Below are 19,858 nucleotides of genomic sequence, written 5' to 3' on the forward strand. Positions count from 1 at the left end.
CCCACGGGAGGACAACGCCCTGACCAGGGATGATCTCGGTAGCTCCGGGTAGTCCGGCCCCATGCGGAACACAGCTCCCGTGCGCGGCCCGACCGCGTCCGACACCGGGCGGTTCAGCCGGGCGCAGCTGCTCGCGCTCGTGGTCGGCGTGCTCCAGATCGTCATGGCGTCGATCCCCTTCCTGCCCATGGGCGAGGGCACGAACCACACGTTGTACGTCTGCACCGGCCTGGCGGGCGTCGCGCTCGCCTGGCGCCACCACCACGCCCGCTGCTACGGCGTCGGCCTGCTCCTGCTCTACGGTCGGCTGTTCATCACCGACGCGGGCGACACCGGTCCCTTCGGCCTGCCGACCCTGGAGACCTTGGCGTACGGGCGGGCGGCGGTGGCGGGTCTGGTGATCGTCCTCATCCCGGCGTTCAAGCGGCGGTAGTCGCCCGAGGTCAGCGTGCCGTCGGGGTGGAAGCGCAGCTTGGGGTCGTGGCTGCCGGCGATCGACTCGAACATCGCCCGGTCCGCCGTGGTGGTGGGCCGCCAGTACATGTGGGCGCCGTGGGTGACGCCCATGTCCAGGGACATCATGGTCGCCACGGCCCGGTCGTAGCGGAGGTCGCTCAGCGCCCGCCCGCCGGAGGCGTGGATGTCGAACACGTCGTGGTCGCCGGTCAGCGGGCGCAGCGCGCCGCGGCGGTCGTAGCCGTGCACGACGCCTTCGCGCACCACGTACTCGCCGCGCCGCTCGAACGCGGCCATCTTCTCGCGCAGCGCGTCGAACTCGACCCGCCGCTGGTCGTAGCGCCGCAGGAGGCGGTCGCCGAGGTCGTGCCGGGGTAAGGCGGGCGGGAAGTAGCCGACCAGGCCGCGGTGGCCGGCCGACGCGCCCAGCCGCACGTCCAGGTCGTCGATGGTCTTGGCCTTGACGGCCTCCGGTTTGGGCAGCGCGCCCGCGCGCAACCAGGCCACCGCGTGCGGGTTCGTGGCCCGCACGTCGATGACCAGGTCCTGCTCCGCGGCCACCTGCTGGAACTTGCGGGCGTGCTCGGTGGGCATGCCGAAGACGGGCTCCACCGAGGCCAGGGGAAAGAGGAGATCAGTGCGCACGGGTATTAAGGTCCGCCCTCAACGCGGGTGCACCGGCGGCGCGGTTCAGGTTGGCTGTCCCCCGTGACCCCTGACTCGTTGATCGGCCTGTTGGCGGAACCGGAGCGGTTGCGCGTGGTGGCGGCGCTCGTGCTGGGCGCGCGCACGAGCGCCGAGGTCGTCGACGCGACCCGGTTGGACGGCCGGGGTGTGGAGGCCGCGCTGCGCCGGCTGCGGACCGCCGGCCTGGTGGTGGGCGACGCGGCGGGACTGCGGGTGCGCGAGGAGCTGTTCGAGGAGGCCACCCGGGTCGAGCGGGCGAACCGGGTCCGGGAGGACCCGTTCCTCCGCGGGGAGCGGCTGGTGAGGCTCCCGGCGCAGCGCGAGCGCAGGCGGGCGGTCCTCGAACAGGTGAGCACCGCGTTCGAACCCGGTCGGCGCTACGCCGAGCGGGACGTGGTGGCGGTGCTGCGGACGTGGTGCGAGGGCGGCGAGGTCGACCACGTGACCGTGCGCCGGTACCTGGTCGACGAGGGCCTGCTCGACCGGGCCGGCGGGGAGTACTGGCGCTCGGGCGGCCCGGTCGAGGTGTGAGCGGGGCCGGTCAGCCGAACGTGTCGGGGTCCGGGCCGGTGCGCAGGCCGCGGTCGAGGCCCTTGACCCGGTCCAGGTCGTCCTGGCCGAGCTCGAAGTCGAAGATCCGGGAGTTCTCCGCGATGCGGCTCGGCGTCACCGATTTGGGGATGACGACGTTGCCCAGCTGCACGTGCCAGCGCAGCACCACCTGGGCGGGCGTGCGGCCGTGCTCCTCCGCGAGGGAGGTGATCACCGGGTCGGCGAGCAGGTCGCCGCCCTGGGCCAGCGGGCTCCACGCCTCGGTGGCGATGTCGTGCGCCCGGTGGAACGCGCGCAGCTCCTCCTGCTGGAGCCACGGGTGCAGCTCCACCTGGTTGAGCACGGGCACCTCGCCGGTGGCCTCGATGACGCGCTCCAGGTGCGCGGGCTGGAAGTTGGACACGCCGACGGCGCGGACGCGGCCGTCGGCGAGCAGCTTGCCCAGCGCCCGCCAGCTGTCGACGTAGCGGTCCTGACCCGGCGCGGGCCAGTGGATCAGGTACAGGTCCAGCCGCTCCAGGCCGAGCTTGCCCAGGCTGGTGTCGAACGCGCGCAGCGCCTCGTCGTAGCCCTGGTGGGAGTTCCACAGCTTGGTGGTCACGAACAGCTCGTCGCACGGGAGGCCGGAATCGGCCAGGGCGCGCCCCACGGGCTCCTCGTTGCCGTAGGCGGCGGCGGTGTCGATGCTCCGGTAGCCGACCCGCAACGCCTCGGTCACCGCGGCGTGGGTGTCCTCAGTGGACACCTGGAAGACGCCGAAGCCGAGCTGCGGCATGGTGACGCCGTTGTTCAGGGTGATGCTCCTCGTCATGGGTCCATCATGCCCCTTGTCAAGGGTTCCCACGTGCCGGGAGGCGTTGACCCGGAGCCGGCCGCGCTGGTCGGATCGTCCCCGTGAACGCATTCCCCGGTGTGACGAACGTCGAGGTGACGATCGCCATCCGCCTGTCCGCCGCCCCGTCCCGCGCGGTGGAGGACGCCGAGCGGCTCGCCGACGCGCTGCGGGCCGCGCTGGACCTGCCCGAGGCGGAGGTCGTGGTCGGGTCGCCGGTGCGCGAGCTGCCGGTTCGCGAGCTGCCGGGGCGCCGGGCGGAACCCGCGCTGCGCGTCCTGGTCGACTCGCGGCGCGTGCTGCGCCGGGGGCGGTCGGTGGAGCTGACCAGGTTGGAGTTCGACCTGCTGCACCACCTGTGCACGCACCCCCGCCAGGTGCACCGGCGGGCGGCGCTGATGAACACCGTGTGGGGCGGGACGAGCACCGTGGACACCCGGACGGTGGACGTGCACGTGCGCCGGTTGCGCCGCAAGCTCGGCGACGCGGCCTCGTTCATCACCACCGTGCGCGGCGTGGGCTACCGGGTGGAGGGCACGGCGGACGTGGTGGTGGAGCGGGACGCCCTGGCCGGCTGAGGGCGCGGCCGGGTCCCACGACCCGGGACCGCGGCAACGGGAACCCGGCCGCCGAGACGTCGGGCGACCGGCCGTCCACCGCGTGGTCCGGCGCGGCGCGCCAGCGGGTGGTACCCGGGGAAGCGGTGGTTACACCCGCGTTCCCCGGGTAGCTCACTTTCATGGGTTTCGAAAGAGCGGTGGTGACCGGCGGCGCCGGTTTCCTGGGTTCGCACGTGTGCGAAGCGCTGCTGGCGGGCGGTGCGCGGGTGGTGTGCGTGGACGACTTCCGCACCGGCTCGCCCGCCAACCTGCCCGAGGACCCGGGGCTGGACGTGGTCGTCGCGGACGTGTGCGACCCGCTCGACGTGCCCGGCCCGGTCGACCTGGTCCTGCACCTGGCGTGCCCGGCCTCCCCCGTCGACTACCTGCGGATGCCGGTCGAGACGCTCAGGACCGGCGCGCTGGGCACGCAGCACGCGCTGGACCTGGCGCGGGCCAACGGCGCCCGCGTCGTCGTCGCCTCCACCAGCGAGGTCTACGGCGACCCGCTGGAGCACCCCCAGCGCGAGACCTACTGGGGCAACGTCAACCCGATCGGCCCGCGCAGCGTCTACGACGAGGCCAAGCGCTACGGCGAGGCGCTGACGTGCGCGTACGCCCGCGAGTACGGCGTGGACGCGGGCATCGTGCGCATCTTCAACACCTACGGCTCGCGGATGCGCCCCGACGACGGGCGGATGGTGCCGACGTTCCTGCGCCAGGCCCTCGCCGGCGAGCCGCTGACCGTGCACGGCGACGGGCGGCAGACCCGCTCGCTGTGCCACGTGGACGACCTGGTGCGCGGCCTGCTGGCGATGGCGGGCAGCGACCACCTCGGCCCGGTCAACCTCGGCAACCCCGAGGAGGTCACCGTGCTGGAGGTCGCCCGCCGGATCGTCGAGTTCACCGGCAGCGCGTCGCGGGTCGAGCACGTGGGGGCCATGACCGACGACCCCCGGCGGCGCAGGCCGGACATCTCCCGGGCCCGCGAGCTGCTGGGGTGGGAGCCCCGGATCGCGCTGGCCGAGGGCCTGCGGCGGTCGTTCGACCGGCACCTCGTCGGGTAGGCGGGCCGGGGGCCGGGCCGGTCGGACCGGTCGGTCCACACAGGAGCGAAAGGGGAACGCCGTGCGCGTGCTCGGCATCAACGCGATCTTCCACGACCCCGCCGCGGCCCTCGTGGTCGACGGGCAGGTGGTCGCGGCCGCGGAGGAGGAGCGCTTCTCCCGGCGCAAGCACGGCAAGCGGCCGGTGCCCTTCTCCGCGTGGGAGCAGCCCGAGCTGGCCGCCCGCTGGTGCCTGGAGCGGGCCGGGCTGACGCCGGCCGACCTGGACGCGGTCGCCTACTCCTACGACCCGGACCTGGTGGAGCCCGGCGACGTGCCGTGGGAGGACCTGCGCACCGAGTACGCCCGCCGCGCCCCGTACTTCCTGGCCACCGCCCTGCCGGGCCTGGACCCGGCGATCGTGCGGTTCGTGCCGCACCACGTGGCGCACGCGGCGTCCGCGGGCCTGGCCGCGCCCTACGGCGGCGACTGCGCCGTGCTGGTCAACGACGGCCGCGGCGAGTGCCGCTCGCACCTGGCGGGCAGCTACCGCGACCACCGGCTGGAGACGCTGGCCGCGCAGCACCTGCCCCACTCCCTGGGCCTGTTCTACGAGGACCTGACCGAGCACCTGGGCTTCCTGCGCTCCAGCGACGAGTACAAGGTGATGGCGCTGGCCTCCTACGCCGAGCCCCGGCACCTGGACCTGATGCGCGAGCACGTCCGCGCCACCGAGGACGGCGGGTTCGCGATCACGCCGCTGGACTGGGCGACCCTGGCCAAGGAGCGCGAGCCGCACGAGGACGTGACCCGGGAGCACGCCGAGCTGGCGGCGAGCGTGCAGGTGCGGCTGGAGGAGGTCCTGCTGGACCTCGCCCGGTGGCTGCACGAGCGCACCGGGCACCGACGGCTGACCATGGCCGGCGGCGTGGCGCTGAACTGCGTGGCGAACACGCGGATCTTCGCCGAGGGCCCGTTCGAGGAGGTCTGGGTGCAGCCGGCCGCCGGCGACGCGGGCACCGCGCTCGGCGCGGCGCTGACCGTGGTCGCCGACGCGGGCGAGCCCGCCGGGGCGATGCCGGGCGCCGACCTGGGGCGCTCCTGGACCGACGACGAGATCCGGGAGTACCTGGACCGGGCCGCGATCGCCTACGAGGAGCCCGGGGACGTGGCCGTCGCGGTGGCCGAGGCGCTGGCCGAGGACCGGGTCGTGGCGTGGTTCCAGGGCCGCAGCGAGTACGGCCCGCGCGCGCTGGGCCGCCGCTCGCTGATGGCCCACCCCGGCAAGGAGGAGAACCTGGTCCGGCTCAACGAGGTCAAGGGCCGGGAGCAGTTCCGGCCGATCGCGCCGATGGTGCTGGCCGACCGCGCGCACGAGCTGTTCGAGCGCGGACCGCTCCCCAGCCCCTACATGCTGTTCGTGCACGACGTGAAGCCCGAGTGGCGCGACCGCATCCCGGCCGTGGTGCACGTGGACCACACCGCCCGCGCCCAGACCGTGGACCCGGCGGACGAACCGCTGGTGGCGCGCGTGCTCACCGAGTTCGAGCGGCGCACCGGCCTGCCCGTGGTGGTCAACACCAGCCTGAACACCGCCGGGCGGCCCATGGTCGACGACCCGCGTGACGCGCTGGAGTGCTTCGGCTCGGCGCCGGTGGACCTGCTCGCGATCGGCCGGTTCGTGGTGCGGCGATGAGCGCGGCGGCGAACCCCGGCGCGGGCGTGGACTACGCGGTGGTCGTCCCGACCGTGGGCAGGCAGAGCCTGGCCGTGGTGCTGGACGCGCTGGAGCACGGCTCCGGCCCGCCGCCGCGCGAGGTGATCGTGGTCGACGACCGGCCCGACCCCGGCCCGCTGCCCGCCACGCGCTCGGCGCGCGTGCTGCGCTCCGGCGGCCGCGGCCCCGCCGCCGCGCGCAACGCCGGGTGGCGCGCGGCGTGCTGCGAGTGGGTGGTGTTCCTCGACGACGACGTGCTGCCGCCGCCGGACTGGAAGGCCCGGCTGGTCGCCGACCTGGCGTGGCTGGGCCTGGAGGTGGGCGCGTCGCAGGCGCGGATCACCGTGCCGCTGCCCGCCGACCGGCGGCCGACCGACTGGGAGCGCAACACCGCCGGGCTGGCGACCTCGAAGTGGATCACCGCCGACATGGCCTACCGGCGGGCGGCCCTGGTGCGCAGCGGCGGGTTCGACGAGCGCTTCCCCCGCGCCTACCGCGAGGACACCGAACTGGCGCTGCGCGTCCAGCGGCACGGGTACCGGGTGGTCACCGGCGAGCGCGTGACCACGCACCCGGTGCGGGAGGCCGACTTCCTCGTCAGCGTGCGGCAGCAGCGCGGCAACGCCGACGACGCGCTGGTGCGCCGCCTGCTCGGGCCGGGCTGGCGCGAGCAGTTCGGCGGCGCGCGCGGCCGGCTGCCCCGGCACGCCGCGACCACCGCGGCCGCCGTCCTGGCGGTGCTGTGCGGGGTGCTCGGGGCGCGGAGGGCGGCGCTGCTGCTCGGCGGCGCGTGGGCCGGGCTGACCGCGAAGTTCGCCCTCGACCGCATCGCGCCCGGCCCGCGCACGCGCGAGGAGGTGGTGAAGATGCTGGTGACCAGCGCCGCCATCCCGCCCGCCGCGTGCCTGCACCGGGTGCTCGGCGAGCTCCGCCACCGCGGTGTGCGGTCGACGGGCGCCGCCGACGTGGTCGACCCGCACGCCGAACGGCGGCCGGTGGTGCGGCGGTGAGGGTCCTGGTGCTGCGCGCGCTCGGCCTGGGCGACCTGCTCACGGCCGTGCCCGCGCTGCGCGGGCTGCGCCGCGCCCACCCCGGCGCGGAACTGGTCCTGGCCGCGCCCGCCTGGCTGGCCGACGCGGTGGCGCGGATCGACGCGGTCGACCGGCTGCTGCCCACCGAGGGGCTGGCCCCGATCGACTGGGAGGCGGTCGACCGGGCCGCGCCGGACCTCGCGGTCAACCTGCACGGGCGTGGGCCGCGGAGCACCGGGCTGCTGCGGGCCACCCGGCCACACCGGCTCATCACGCACGGCGCGCACGTGCCGTGGGTGGACCGGCAGCACGAGGTGGTGCGGTGGTGCCGACTGCTGGCGCAGTTCGACATCGCGTGCGACCCGGACGACCTGCGCCTGCCGCCCCGACCGGCCACCGGCGCCGTCGTGGTGCACCCCGGCGCCAGCCACGGCGCCCGCCGCTGGCCCGCGGAGCGGTTCGCGGAGGTCGCGGCGGCCCTGGGCCCGGACGTGGTGGTCACCGGCAGCCCCGCCGAGGAGCGGTTGGTGCGGGAGGTGGCGCGGGGCGGGCGCACCCGCACGGGCGACCTGGCCGGCCTGCTGGACCTGGTGGCGGGCGCCCGCCTGGTGGTGTGCGGCGACACGGGCGTGGCCCACGTCGCCACCGCGTACGGCACGCCGTCGGTGGTGCTGTTCGGGCCGGTGTCGCCGGCCGACTGGGGACCGCGCGCCCCGGGACCGCACGCGGTGCTGTGGCGCGGGCGGACCGGCGACACGTTCGCCGACGAGCCGGACCCGGGTCTGCTGGACATCGGCGTCGACGAGGTGTTGGCGGCCGCACGAGCACTGTCGGGAGGTGGACCGTGGCCAGGATCGGCGTCGTCGGCGCGGGCTATGTCGGGTTGACCACCGCGGCGTGCTTCGCGCGCCTCGGGCACGAGGTGGTGTGCGCGGACGTGGAGCCCGCCAAGGTCGCGGCGCTGTCCCGGGCCGAGGTCGGCGCGCACGAGCCGGGCCTGCCCGAACTCGTCGGGGAGGGCGTGCGGGGCAAGCGCTTGCGCTTCGTGCTGGGCAACGACGAGGCGCTGTCCGGGGTGGACTTCGTGTTCGTGTGCGTGCCCACGCCGACCGGCGCGGACGGCGCGGCCGACCTGGTCGCCGTGCACGCGGTGCTGCGCGAGGCGCGGGACGCGGTGCGGCCGGGCTGCGTGGTGGTGCTCAAGTCCACGGTGCCGCCGGGGACCGCCGAGCGGGTCGCCGGGGTGCTGGGCCGCGAGGACGTGGGGGTGGTGTCCAACCCGGAGTTCCTGCGCGAGGGGCACGCGGTGGACGACTTCCTGCGGCCCCAGCGGGTCGTGGTGGGCGCCGCCGGCCCGTCGGGCGAGGAGGCCGCGCGGCGCGTGGTCGGGCTCTACGAGGGCACGGGCGCGCCGGCGGTGATCACCGGCAGCACGAGCGCGGAGCTGGTGAAGTACGCCAGCAACTGCTTCCTGGCCATGAAGCTGTCCTACGTCAACAGCCTGGCCGAGCTGTGCGAGCGGGTCGGCGCGGACATCTCGGACGTCACCGAGGGCATGTCGCTGGACGACCGGATCGGCGCGGCGTTCCTGGAACCGGGTCCCGGCTGGGGCGGTTCGTGCTTCCCCAAGGACACCAGGGCGCTGCTGTCCGCCGCGGAGGACGCGCGGGTGGACTTCCCGCTGCTGCGCGCGACCATCGGCACGAACGGCCACCAGGCGCGGCGCGTGGTGGACCTGGTGCGCTCGGCGGTCGGACCGCTGCGCGGCGCCCGCCTGGGGCTGCTGGGGCTGACGTTCAAGGCGGGCACGGACGACCTGCGCGACTCCCCCGCGCTGGCGGTGGCCGCGCTGCTGGCGGAGGAGGGCGCGCGCCTGGTCGGGTACGACCCGTGCGTGGGCCGGGACTGCGGGCCGGTACGGGTGCTGGCCTCGGCGGAGGAGGTGGCGCGGGACGCGGACGGGCTGCTGGTGCTGACCGAGTGGCCGGAGTTCGCCGAGCTGGACTGGCCCGCGCTGGCGGGCGCGGTGCGGCGGCGGGTCATCGTCGACACCCGCACCCTGCTGCCGGTGGACAAGGTCGTGGAGGCGGGCTTCCACCTGGTGACCCTGGGGCGGCGGGCGGCGGCGTGACCGGGGTCGGCGGGCTCCTCCCGATGGAGCCCGCCTGCACCACGTCCCCCGCGCCACCCGCCACGACGTTGACCGTCACCGGCGACCGCGCCGCCCGCCACACGACCACGAGCAGGGCCGTCTGCGTGAGCAGCGCCAGGCACCCGACCGCCCACAGCAACGCGGTGAGCACCGACCCGTCCACCACCACTGGTCCCTCCACCCTCCCGGCGCTGATCGTTGCCGCTAGCGTGGGGCGGTCCCGGGACGTCCCGACAGCGCGGGGACGCTTCCCGGACGGGGAGGGGGACCGGTGGAACCGTCCGCGCAGGAGCGCGCCTTCGGCGCGGAGGTGGAGCGCCGCCGAGCCGCCGCCGGGGTGACCCAGGAGTGGGTGGGCAGGCGGATCGGCCTGTCGCGGGCCAAGGTGTCCGAGATCGGCCACGGCGTCTTCCTGCCCAGCGGGCAGGCGCTGGACGCGCTGGTCACCGCGCTGGCCATGGACCGGGAGCGGGCCGCCGAGCTGTGACGGGCGGCGCGCGAGGGCCGCGAGGCGCGCCGCCGGGCGGAGCGGGCCGACCGGCACCCGGTGCCCGAGGACTGGTCGGCGCTGCCGGTCCTGCCCGCCGACGTGCGGTCGCTGCTGGAGGCCCAGGAGCAGGCGGCGCGGGAGATGCCCTACCGGCTGCGGGGCGCGCGCACGCCCTCCCTGGACACCGTCTACGTGCGGCAGGAGCTGGGGACGGGCACCGAGGAGGCGCATGAGGAGCACCGGGCCGAACCCGAGCTGGACGAACGCGGCCTGCTGCGCGAGCGCGCCGCCCCGAAGCCCCGGCTGACCGTGCGCCCGCCGGCCCGGACGGTCCAGGAGGCGCTGGACGACGACCAGCACCTGCTGGTGACCGGTGGTCCGGGCCAGGGGAAGTCGACCCTGTCGCTGCGCCTGGCGGGTGAGCTGGCCGCGCGGTGGCTGGGCGGGACCGAGCCGCCGCCGCTGACCGAGGTCGTGCTCCCCCTGCGGCTGACGGCGCGCGAGCTGGCCAAGCGCCTCGACCTGCCGTTCCCGAGGGCGCTGGTGGAGAGCACCCGCGCGGACTACGGCTCGCTGCTGTGGTCCGAGGTCGAGCCCGACCGGCTGACCGGCCGGGTGGCGGGGTGCCGGTGGCTGCTGCTGGTCGACGGCCTGGACGAGGTCGCCGACCCCGACGACCAGGCACTGCTGGTCCAGGTGCTGGGGCGCTGCGCGCGGGCCGGGACGCCGTACCGGGTGGTGGTGACCACCCGGCCGATCGCGGGCACGGTCCTGGCCCCGCTCCAGCGGGTGTCCGCCGCCCGGTACGAGTTGCAGCCGTTCGACGAGGAGGCGTTCCGGCGGTTCGCGTGCCGGTGGTTCGAGGACGCGCCGGAGCGGGCCGACCGCTTCGTGCGGCAGACGCGGGAGGCGCACCTCGACGAGCTCGTGCGCGTGCCGCTGCTGGCCACCATCGCCGCGATCGTCTTCGAGCAGCACGGCGACCGCCCGCTGCCCGACAACCAGTACGAGCTGTACGAGGCGTACCTGGGCTACCTGCTCGCCGCGCACGACACCCCGCCCTGCCCGTTCGACCACCTGCGCGACGAGCTGCTGGAGCACCTGGGCCGCGTGCGGCTGGAGACCGACACGTCCCTGGTGGCGGCCGCCCGCGAGTGGGTCTCGGCGCGGGTGGCGGTGGTGCGGGTCGGGTGGGCCGAGGAGCTGATGTCGTTCCTGACCGCGGTCGGGCCCCTGGTGCACCGGGGTGACGACCTGCGCTTCCTGCACCACAGCTTCGCCGAGCACCTGGCCGCCACCGCTCGGGCCCGGGAGCTGCCGCCGGCGTTCGACGCGGGGGACGACGACTTCGCGGCTTTGGTGCACGCGGCTTTGCAGGACGAGCGGGGACGCCACGCCCGCGCCGTGCTCCTCCACTACACCCGCCTGCGGCCGGACCAGGCGGACCGGGTGGTGGGGTGCCTGCACGAAGGCGGCGACACGCACCACGTGCTGCTGGCCAGGCTGTTGGCCCAGCACCTGCCGGCCTCCCCCGGGGTCGTCGACCGGTTCCTGGCCACGGCCCGGGGCTGGGCGATGACCTCGCGGTACCGCAGCACGCAGATCCTGGGCTACGCCAGCCGGGTGGCCCACCACCCGGGGCTGGGGCTGTGGTTGCTGGGGGTCCTGCGCGACGAGAACGCCCCGTGGGCCTCGCGGGTCGAGGCGGCCACCGCCCTGGCCACCCGGTTGCACACCGGTAGCGAGCCCGAGGCGGTGGCGCTGCTGTGCTCGGCGGTCGAGGACCCGGCCGTCGGCCTGGCGAGCCGGCTCGGCGCCGCCGAGTCGCTGACCCACTGCGGATCACCGGAGCGCGGAACCGCCGAGCGGGGTCTGCGGGCGGTGCTGGCGGACCGGTTCGCCACGGCGGCGGAGTGCCGCACGGCGGCCGTGGTGCTGGCGGGCCTCGGCCAGGCCGGTCGTGCTGACGCGATCGACGCCCTGCTGGGCTTGCTGGACGACCCGCTCCTGCCGAACGCGGACCTGGTCGAGGTCGCGACCGGGCTGATCGAAGTCGACGTCGCGTTCCACCAGCGCTGCGCCGAGGTGTTCCGGGCGGTGCTGCGTGATCCGGTCAGGTCGATGCAGGGATGCGATGACGCCGCCATCGCCCTGGCCACGCTGGGTCCGCAGCACCTGGAGCACGCCGCAGCGGACCTCACCGAACTGATCAACCGAAAAGCGCCGCGCTACGAGCACAACCGCGTATACGCCGCCCAGATCCTGGGCAAGCTCGGACCGCAGCACCGTGCCACCGCCGCACAGCACCTGCGCACCATGCTGGCGGACCCCCTCCTGCTGCACTGGCACCGCACCATCCTGGTGGCACTGAGCGACCTGGACCCCCACGGCCGGGAGTACGCGGCGCACGGCCTGCGACAGGTGGTCGACGACCACGAGTCGGACGACAACGGCGTCTACTGGGCGATCGACGCGCTGCTGGGCCTGGGTCCGGAGTACCACCCGGAGGCGGTGCGGGCACTGCTGCGCCTCGCCGACGACCCGCTGGTCACCGGCTTCGAACGCGCTTCGGCGCTCAGGCGACTCGCCGAACTCGGCGAACCGCACCGAGAGCAGGCCATCGGCCGGATGCGCGCCGAACTCGCCGATGCGGACCTCAGGCCGTCGGTGCGGCTCCACGCGGCCACCCACTTGGAGCAGATCAGCCCCGAATTCCACCCGGAGATCGTCGCTCAGTTGCTCCGGGTGCTCACCGTGGATCCACCGCGACAGGACGCTGTCGACATCTGGCGGTTGCTGACCGCGCTCGACAACCGGTACGCCGAAGTGGCGAGTGGAGCACTCGCCCGACTCGCCATCCCCGTGGAGGAGAACACCCGGGGGATGATCATCTACGAACCCGTCCGGAGCGTCGGCGGGAACGACCGCGAAACCATGGTCGAGGAACTGGTGCGCGTCGTCGCGGACCCCACGCGGTCCGTGCTGAGCAGGGACCGCGCCACGTACGCCCTGGCGTGCCTGGACCACAGGGTCCACCCCCTTCTGCTGGACACCATCATCGGCTTGTGGGGGTCGGAACCGGACCGTGGCGATTCCCTCACCCTGATGACCTTCAACTTCCTCAACACCGCTCGCTCGATACGCGAACGGCTGGCCCGGCACCTCCACGACGTGGTCGAGGACCCCGGTACCGACAGCGAGCACGTGGCCCGCGCGGCAGCGGTGCTCGACGACCTCGGCGAGCTGGACGGGGCGACCACCGACATCCTGCGCGGGATCGCGGCAGATCCCTTGGCCGAGCCCCCTGTGCGCAAGATGGTGGCAGACCTGCTCCTGCCCACCGGACCGACAGCGTCTGCCGAGACAACGCTGAACGACGACAACGCGACGTGTGAATCCAGGTTCGAAGCGGCCGAACTGCTCACCAGGCTGCGCGACCACACCCACGACGGGGCGATCCGGGAACTGGAGCGCCAAGCGGCCGACACCCACCTGGTGCCCGTCAAGCGGAGCCGGGCGTTGATGAGGCTGGTGCGACTCGGCGCACCGGTCGACAGCGCGACGGAGCGCCTGCGCCAGGTCTTGGCCGACGAGGACGCCGAGGTGGGTGAGCGGTGCAAGGCCGCAGAAGACCTGGTGCGGCTCGACAGGTCGTACTGGGACAGCAGCGTCGCGCAACTCCGCCGGTTGCTCCTCTCACCCGGGACGACGCCGGACGAACGAGCCGGCCTCGTCGTAGGTCTCGACGGCCTCAACGCCCTCCGGTTCGGAGAGGAGGACTCCCTGGCCCTCCCGGTCGTGCACCACCCCGGTGCCGCCGGTCATGCCCGCCGGGCCATGGTCCAACTCCTCTCCGACCGGACCTGGAAGTCCGCTCAACACGACCTGTTGGGCGATATCACCCTCCCCATCAACCAGCGATTACCGCTGTCGCGCGACCCGGTGCTGTCCGAACAGGCGATCACGGTGGTCCGTGATGTGCTGACGGCGCCCGAATCCCCACCCGAGGAACGTGCTTCAGCCGCGAACGCGCTGGCCCGCCTCCCTTCTGGATCAACTTCCGAGGCCGAAGCGGTGCTGGCCGGGATGACCTCCCGGTTCCCCGCCTGGAGGGCACTGGCCAAGCTGGGCTCGGCCCACCGGCGGCAAGCGCTGGAGGACGCCCTGAGCCTGGTGGCCGACGGGACAACACCCCGGCACACCCGCTTCCGGGCCGCCGAGCTGGTGGACGACCTGTGCGCCACCCCGCCCGCACCGGTCGTCGACTTCCTGACCGAGGTGGTCGCCGACGAGCGAGCCGCCACCCGCCTGCGCGGCAAGGCGATGTCCATCCTCCGCCCCGTTCACGGCTTGGCCGGGCTCCGCGCGCTCCGCGACGACGAGCGCACCCCACCCGCAGCGCGCCGGCAGGCGTCCACCCTGCTCCTCGACTTCCTCCCGGAGGACCGCGCCCGGGGCGCGGCGGTGCTGTGGTCCATCGCCACCGACCACGCCCACCGCCCCGCGTTGCGGCGCGCGGCGGCAGCGGACCTCGCCCTGTTCGGCACCGCCGGGCGCACCAGGGCCGCCGAGGTGGCGCGGGCGATGGCCGAGGACCCCGACCTGCCGACGACAACCCGGATCGCCGCCGCCCGCCTGCTCGGGCGAACCGCCCGCAGCCGACGACGGGACGTGCTCACCATGCTCCGCGAGCTGGCCGGAACCGACCACCCCCTGCACCGCCTGCTCGCCCTGCGGGCGATCGGCGCGTTCGCCCCCTTGGAGGCGGCGCCACTGCGCGCCATGACCCGGGACCGCGCCCTCCCGCCGGTCGCCCGCCTGCGCTGCGCCGAAGCCCTCCTCCTCGTCCACCGGGAGCACCGCGAGAGCGCCGCGCTCGCGGCCCGCGACGTGGCGTTCGACGACACCGTGCCGTGGCACGTCCGCGCGCACGCCGCCCGCGACCTCGCCCGCTGGAGCGAAGTGCTCCGCGAGGACGCCCGCGAACTCCTCCGCACCCTGCCGAGCTGACCCCGCGCCCGGGATCGGCCGGACCGAAGAGGTGGACCAGTGAGCCCCGACCGAGCCCACGCGCCCGACCGCCCGGTCCTGCTGCGCGGCGGCACCGTGGTGAGCGTCGACGCCGCGCGCCGCGTATCGAGGCCGTCGACGCGGGGGTGACCACGGTCGTCGACCGGTCGCACGGGCTGCGGACCACCGAGCACGCCGAAGCCGCCGTGGACGCGTTGCGGAGCGTGCCGGGGCGGTTCGTGCCGGCGTACGGCAACACCCACCGGCCGCCTGGGGTGTGGGCGACCCGGGGCGCGACGGCGAGTTCGGCAGCGTCGAGGTGGGCCGCGGGGCCGACCTGGTGGTGCTCGATCACGACCTGGCGTTCCCGCTGCTCCACCCGCACGGCCACATCGTGTTCCCAGGCGCAGCGCGACCACCTCCACACCGCCCTGGTCGGCGGGCGGGTGGTGAAGCGCGAGCACCGCCTGGTGGGGGTCGACCTCCAGGCGGTGCGGCGCGCGGTGGAGCACCTGCGGCGCGGCATCGGCGAGGCGGCGTGGCAGGAGGGCGTGGACCTGCCGGTCTAGCTTCGCCGGTCCCAGCGGAAGAACCGGAGGGACAGGGCGACGCCCACCGCGGTCCAGCCGGCCAGCGACAGCGCCGCCAGGCCGACCTGCCCGCCGGCGCCGCCCCACGCCTCCCGCACCAGCACGCCCAGGCCGCTGCCGGGCAGGAGCAGCAGGCGCTGGTCGGGGTCCGGGGCCAGGGCGGGCAGCACCCCGGCCACCATGGCGAAGAAGAACGGCGCCGTGGTGATCTGGGCCAGCTCCGCCGTGCCGGTCAGGCCGCTGGTGGCGACCCCGGCCGCGCAGGTCATGGCGGTGCCGCCGAGCAGGGCGAGCAGCACCAGCTCGGGGCGCTCGGGCACCGGCGCGCCCGCCGCGAGGCTGATGCCCAGCAGCACCAGCGACTGCGCCAGGCCCAGCAGCACCACGGGCAGCAGCACGCCGGTCAGCACCACGGCGTCCGACGCCGCGCCGGTGCGCAGCCGCTTCAGGTACAGGTCCTGGCGGCGGGCGGTCAGGGCGGTCGTCACCGTCACGTAGACGGAGAAGCCGAACCCGAACAGCAGCTGGAGGGCGATGACCATCGGCCAGCTGTCGGGTTCCTCGACGTTCAGCGCGAAGAACGCGCCCGCGCCCAGCGGCATGAGCACGGCCAGCGCGGCGGCCGTGCGGTTGCGCAGCAGGAGCTTCAGCTCGGCCACGCCCAGGGCGGCGATCACGCGGCCACCCCCACCCGGAACGACCGGCTGCGCGCGGCGTGGAAGACGTCCTCCAGCGACGCGTGGTGGGCGCGCACGCGCCCCAGCCGCACGTCCGCCGCGCCCGCCCACGCCAGCAGCACCGCCAGGTCCTCCTGGAGCTCCCGGGTGCGCACCTCCACCCGCCCCGACGGCTCGTGCACGACGTCGCCCAGCAACATCGGCAGCGCGTCCACCCCCAGTGGCTCGGGCAGGTCGAACGAGATCCGCGCCGGCTGCCCGGCCAGCACGTCCACCAGCGTCCCGGACACCGCCACCACCCCCTCGTGCAAGATCGCCAGCCGGTGGGCCAGCGATTCGGCCTCCTCCAGGTAGTGCGTGGTCAGCACGATGGTCGTGCCCTCGCGCAGCAGCCCGCGCACCACCTCCCAGGTGCGCTGCCGCGACTCCGGGTCCAGGCCGGTGGTCGGCTCGTCGAGGAACAGCAGCTCGGGCCGGCCGAGCACGGCCAGGGCCAGGTCCAGGCGGCGGCGCTCACCGCCGGACAGCTGCTTGACCCGCACGTCGCGGCGGTGCGCCAGGTCCAGGCGCTCCAGCACGTCCTCGGTGGCGCGCCGCCCGCTCGTCGCGGTCCACAGGGTCACCACCTCCCCCGCGGTCAGGTCGGCCGGGAAGCCGCTCTCCTGGAGCATGATCCCCGTGCGCGGGCGCAACGCCGCCCGCTCGCGCCACGGGTCCGCCCCCAGCACCCGCACCCTGCCCGCGTCGGCCGGCCGCAGGCCCTCCAACGTCTCCATGGTCGTGGTCTTGCCCGCGCCGTTGGTGCCCAGCAGGGCGAACAGCTCGCCCTCGGCGACCTCGAAGTCCACCCCCCGCACGGCTTCGAAGCTCCCGTAGCGGCACCTCAGGCCCACCACGTCGATCACCGGGTTCCTCATGCCGACCATGCTGTCCGCGCGGCGCGCGGCGCTGTAGTGCCGGCGCTCACCGGTCCTCGTGACAGATGTCAGCAGACACCGTGAGATCCGGGCTCGTAGATTCCTCCCGTGACGGATCTGCGCAGGCTGCGGGGCTACACGTGGTGGACGGTGGTGGCGGGTGGCGTCGCCGTCGCGTTCGGCAGCGTGCTGGACCTCGTCGTTCACCCGTACGGGGTGGTCAAGGAGCTGCTGCTGGGCGCGGCGGTGGTGTTCGTGGCCGTGCAGCACCTCCGCTACATGCGGCACGCCATGGCCGGGCTCGGGCGCGGTGAGCACCGGCCGCTGGAGCACGCGGCGACGTTCGCGGTGGCCCTGGTCGCCTGGGGCGTGATGGCGGCCGAGGGCGGGTTCATCCCCGCGTGGTGCGCGCTGCCCGCCCTGGTGCTGGCGCACGTGGCCGCCGCGGTGCCGGCGAGGTCCCGGTGGCCGGTGGTGCTGGTCGGCGGCGCGTTCACGGTGGCGACCGGTTTCGTGTTCGGCGGGGACGAGGCCCGGCCCGCGGTGGTGATGTCGCTGGTCGTCGTCGCCACGCTGGTGCTCGCGGACCTGGCGCAGCTGTGGATGTGGGACATCGCGCTCCAGCAGGAGCGGGCGCGGGAGACCACGCGGGCGCTGGCCGTGGCCGAGGAGCGGCTGAGGTTCGCCGCCGACCTGCACGACATCCAGGGCCACCACCTCCAGGCCATCGCGCTCAAGGGCGAGCTGGCGGAGCGGCTGATCGGGCGGGACGACGAGCTGGCCCGGCGACACGCGGCCGAGGTCGCCGAGCTGGCCCGCACGGCGCTGCGCGAGACCCGCGAGGTGGTGCAGGGCTACCGGCGGGCGAGCCTGGGCACCGAGATCACCAACGCGGTGGGCGTGCTGCGCGCGGCGGGCATCGAGACCGCGGTGGCCGGTGACGCGGCGGACGTGCCGCCGCCGTTGCAGCCCCTGTTCGGCGCGCTGGTCCGGGAGGGCACCACGAACGTGCTGCGGCACAGCCGCGCGCGGCGCTGCGACGTGGCGATCAGCGTGGTCGGCGACGCGGTCAGCGTGCGGCTGGCCAACGACGGCGTGCGGTCGGGCGGGGACACCGGGGCGGGCGCCGGGCTCGCCGGGCTGCGGGAGCGGTTCGCCGCGGTCGGCGGCCGGGTGGAGGCGGGCCAGGCGGAGCCGGACGGGTTCGAGCTGGTCGGCCGCGCGGGGGTGGGCCGGTGATCCGGGTCGTGCTCGCCGACGACGAGGACCTGATCCGGGGCGCGCTGGCGGCGCTGCTGGAGCTGGAGGACGACATCAGCGTGGTCGACCAGGTCAGCGACGGGGACGCGGCGGTGGCGTCGGTGCGCGAGCACCGGCCGGACATCGCGGTGTTCGACCTGGAGATGCCGCGCCGCGACGGCGTGCTGGCCGCCGAGGCGGTGCGCGACCTGGACGGGGTGGCGGTGGTCCTGGTGACCCGGCACGCCCGGCCCGGCGTGCTGCGGCGGGCGCTGAGCGCGGGCGTGCGCGGCTTCGTGCCCAAGACCACGCCCGCCGCGCGGCTGGCGTCGATCCTGCGGGACGTGCACGCGGGCAGCCGCTACGTGGACTCCGAGATCGCCGCCGCCGCGCTGACCGAGGGCACGTGCCCGCTGACCGCTCGGGAGCTGGACGTGCTGCGGCACGCCCTGGGCGGCGGCACCGTGGCCACCATCGCCCGCGACGCCCACCTGGCCGCGGGCACCGTGCGCAACTACCTGTCCTCGGCCATGACGAAGCTCGGGGTGAGCACCCGCTACGAGGCCGCGCGCCTGGCGTGGGAGGAGGGCTGGATCTAGCGCGTCAGGCGTCCCGGCGCCGCAGCTCGGCCTGCCCGAGGTGCACCACCTTCACCGCGGTCATCTCGTCGAGCAGCTCGGGCCCGTAGCCGAACCCGGTGCCGGAGGACCGGCGCGGCTGCGCGGCGCCGCCCGGCGCGCCGCCGAACACCGCGTTGACCTTCACCGTGCCCACGGGCAGCTCCCGCCACGCCCGCTGGGCGTTGGCCATCGACCCGGTCAGCACGGTCGCGGCCAGGCCGTGCTCGTCCGCGCGGGCCTCGGCCAGGCCCTGCTCGAACGAGGCCACCACCCGCACCGGGGCGACCGGGCCGAACGTCTCCTCCCGCATCACCCGCATCCCGGGCGCGCAGCGGGTCAGCACCGTCGCCGGGTAGCGCGCGCCCTCGCCCTCCGGCACCTCGCCGCCCACCAGCAGCTCCGCGCCCTCGGCGACCGCCTCCACCACGTGCGCGTGCACGTGGTCCCGCATCCGCCGGTCCACCAGCGGCTGGGCGTTCGCGGTCCACCGCCGGGCCTGCTCGCACAGCGCGGCCAGGAACTCCGCGGCGACCGCCTCGTGCACGAAGATCCGCTCCACCGAGGTGCACAGCTGGCCCGCGTTGGTGAACGCGCCCGTCGCCGCCTGGGCCGCCGCCCACACCGGGTCCACGTCCGCGTCCACCACCAGCGGGTCGTTGCCGCCGTTCTCCAGCAGCGCCTTGGCCCCGGTGCGCGCGCAGGCCAGGGCGACGGAGCGGCCGGTGGCCGTGCCGCCGACGTGCGCGACCACGTCCACGCCCGGCACCGCGGCCAGCGCCGCGCCGACCTCGCCGGCACCCGAGAGGGTCTGGAGCACGCCCGGCGGGACGTGCCCGGCCAGGAACCCGCCCAGCAGCGCGCCCGTGCGGGGGCAGCGCTCGCTGGGCTTGTGCACCGCGGTGTTGCCGGTGACCAGGGCCGCGCCGAGCAGGCCGCAGGCCACCGCCACCGGGTCGTTCCACGGGGTCAGCGCCACCACCACGCCGCGCGGCTCGGGCACCATGAAGTCCGCCGCGTCGGGCGAGCCGAGCAGCGACCGGCCCCGGTGGACCGGACCCAGCTCGGCGTACTGCTCCAGCGTGGACACCCCGGCGAGCACGCCCTCGCGGGCCGAGTCGAACGGCCGGCCGGTCTCCGACCCGACCGCGGCGGCCAGCTCGTCGGCGTGCGCGCGGACCTCGTCGGCGGTGGCCCGCCGCGCCGCGCCCCGCCGGGCGGCGGGCGTGGCGGGCCAGCCGGGCAG

General features: G+C 75.3%; 17 protein-coding genes. 12 read left to right on the forward strand and 5 right to left on the reverse strand.

Annotation, left to right across the window (positions count from 1 at the left end; all coding sequences use genetic code 11):
• Window positions 1–297: 297 nt before the first annotated feature.
• Window positions 298–1,101 carry a hypothetical protein gene (locus ACFP3R_RS11955; RefSeq protein WP_380635510.1) on the reverse strand — a complete coding sequence of 268 codons (804 nt, stop codon included), beginning with the start codon at window positions 1,099–1,101 and terminating at the stop codon, window positions 298–300.
• Between the two features lie 63 nt (window positions 1,102–1,164).
• Between ACFP3R_RS11955 and ACFP3R_RS11960 the strand changes: the two genes are divergently transcribed.
• On the forward strand, window positions 1,165–1,674 hold the full coding sequence (locus tag ACFP3R_RS11960) for a DUF2087 domain-containing protein (RefSeq protein ID WP_380635511.1): 510 nt from the start codon (window positions 1,165–1,167) through the stop codon (window positions 1,672–1,674).
• 10 nt (window positions 1,675–1,684) lie between these two features.
• Here the strand turns inward: ACFP3R_RS11960 and ACFP3R_RS11965 are convergent, their stop codons facing one another.
• Window positions 1,685–2,506 (reverse strand): aldo/keto reductase, encoded by an 822-nt coding sequence (locus tag ACFP3R_RS11965; protein WP_380635514.1) that lies wholly within the window; start codon window positions 2,504–2,506, stop codon window positions 1,685–1,687.
• A gap of 101 nt (window positions 2,507–2,607) precedes the next feature.
• Between ACFP3R_RS11965 and ACFP3R_RS11970 the strand changes: the two genes are divergently transcribed.
• The 9 genes from ACFP3R_RS11970 (at window position 2,608) to ACFP3R_RS12010 (ending at window position 15,141) form a co-directional block, all read left to right on the forward strand.
• Complete coding sequence (locus ACFP3R_RS11970; RefSeq protein ID WP_380635517.1) at window positions 2,608–3,105, forward strand: winged helix-turn-helix domain-containing protein; 498 nt, start codon at window positions 2,608–2,610, stop codon at window positions 3,103–3,105.
• Between the two features lie 161 nt (window positions 3,106–3,266).
• Window positions 3,267–4,193, forward strand: a complete 927-nt coding sequence (locus ACFP3R_RS11975) for a UDP-glucuronic acid decarboxylase family protein (protein ID WP_380635519.1) — start codon at window positions 3,267–3,269, stop codon at window positions 4,191–4,193.
• 61 nt (window positions 4,194–4,254) lie between these two features.
• Window positions 4,255–5,868: a carbamoyltransferase family protein gene (locus tag ACFP3R_RS11980; RefSeq protein ID WP_380635521.1), complete on the forward strand. Its 1,614-nt coding sequence runs from the start codon at window positions 4,255–4,257 to the stop codon at window positions 5,866–5,868.
• On the forward strand, window positions 5,865–6,899 hold the full coding sequence (locus ACFP3R_RS11985; RefSeq protein ID WP_380635523.1) for a glycosyltransferase family 2 protein: 1,035 nt from the start codon (window positions 5,865–5,867) through the stop codon (window positions 6,897–6,899). The genes ACFP3R_RS11980 and ACFP3R_RS11985 overlap by 4 nt, the downstream gene beginning before the upstream one ends.
• The gene (locus ACFP3R_RS11990; protein WP_380635525.1) at window positions 6,896–7,807 is read left to right on the forward strand and encodes a glycosyltransferase family 9 protein; all 912 of its coding nucleotides are present in this window, start codon (window positions 6,896–6,898) and stop codon (window positions 7,805–7,807) included. Before ACFP3R_RS11985 ends, ACFP3R_RS11990 begins: the two co-directional genes overlap by 4 nt.
• Window positions 7,765–9,051, forward strand: coding sequence for a UDP-glucose dehydrogenase family protein (locus ACFP3R_RS11995; RefSeq protein WP_380635527.1), 1,287 nt, complete (start codon window positions 7,765–7,767; stop codon window positions 9,049–9,051). Before ACFP3R_RS11990 ends, ACFP3R_RS11995 begins: the two co-directional genes overlap by 43 nt.
• A gap of 292 nt (window positions 9,052–9,343) precedes the next feature.
• Complete coding sequence (locus tag ACFP3R_RS12000; protein ID WP_380635529.1) at window positions 9,344–9,559, forward strand: helix-turn-helix domain-containing protein; 216 nt, start codon at window positions 9,344–9,346, stop codon at window positions 9,557–9,559.
• 60 nt (window positions 9,560–9,619) lie between these two features.
• Window positions 9,620–14,572, forward strand: coding sequence for an NACHT domain-containing protein (locus ACFP3R_RS12005; RefSeq protein WP_380635531.1), 4,953 nt, complete (start codon window positions 9,620–9,622; stop codon window positions 14,570–14,572).
• A gap of 146 nt (window positions 14,573–14,718) precedes the next feature.
• Window positions 14,719–15,141, forward strand: a complete 423-nt coding sequence (locus ACFP3R_RS12010) for a hypothetical protein (RefSeq protein ID WP_380635533.1) — start codon at window positions 14,719–14,721, stop codon at window positions 15,139–15,141.
• Here the strand turns inward: ACFP3R_RS12010 and ACFP3R_RS12015 are convergent.
• The gene (locus tag ACFP3R_RS12015) at window positions 15,138–15,839 is read right to left on the reverse strand and encodes an ABC transporter permease (protein ID WP_380635534.1); all 702 of its coding nucleotides are present in this window, start codon (window positions 15,837–15,839) and stop codon (window positions 15,138–15,140) included. The genes ACFP3R_RS12010 and ACFP3R_RS12015 overlap by 4 nt on opposite strands.
• A complete protein-coding gene (locus tag ACFP3R_RS12020) occupies window positions 15,836–16,756 on the reverse strand; it encodes an ABC transporter ATP-binding protein (RefSeq protein ID WP_380635537.1) in 921 nt (306 codons plus the stop codon). The genes ACFP3R_RS12015 and ACFP3R_RS12020 overlap by 4 nt, the downstream gene beginning before the upstream one ends.
• A 108-nt stretch (window positions 16,757–16,864) precedes the next feature.
• Here ACFP3R_RS12020 and ACFP3R_RS12025 point away from each other — a divergent pair, with 108 nt between their 5' ends.
• Together ACFP3R_RS12025 and ACFP3R_RS12030 are read left to right on the forward strand one after the other, a co-directional pair.
• Window positions 16,865–17,995, forward strand: coding sequence for a sensor histidine kinase (locus ACFP3R_RS12025; RefSeq protein WP_380635539.1), 1,131 nt, complete (start codon window positions 16,865–16,867; stop codon window positions 17,993–17,995).
• Window positions 17,992–18,594 carry a response regulator transcription factor gene (locus ACFP3R_RS12030; RefSeq protein ID WP_380635541.1) on the forward strand — a complete coding sequence of 201 codons (603 nt, stop codon included), beginning with the start codon at window positions 17,992–17,994 and terminating at the stop codon, window positions 18,592–18,594. The genes ACFP3R_RS12025 and ACFP3R_RS12030 overlap by 4 nt, the downstream gene beginning before the upstream one ends.
• A gap of 4 nt (window positions 18,595–18,598) precedes the next feature.
• Here ACFP3R_RS12030 and ACFP3R_RS12035 read toward each other — a convergent pair whose 3' ends face one another.
• Window positions 18,599–19,858 (reverse strand): aldehyde dehydrogenase family protein, encoded by a 1,260-nt coding sequence (locus ACFP3R_RS12035; protein WP_380635543.1) that lies wholly within the window; start codon window positions 19,856–19,858, stop codon window positions 18,599–18,601.

Source organism: Saccharothrix lopnurensis, assembly GCF_042658445.1.
Classification (GTDB): Bacteria; Actinomycetota; Actinomycetes; order Mycobacteriales; family Pseudonocardiaceae; genus Actinosynnema; species Actinosynnema lopnurensis.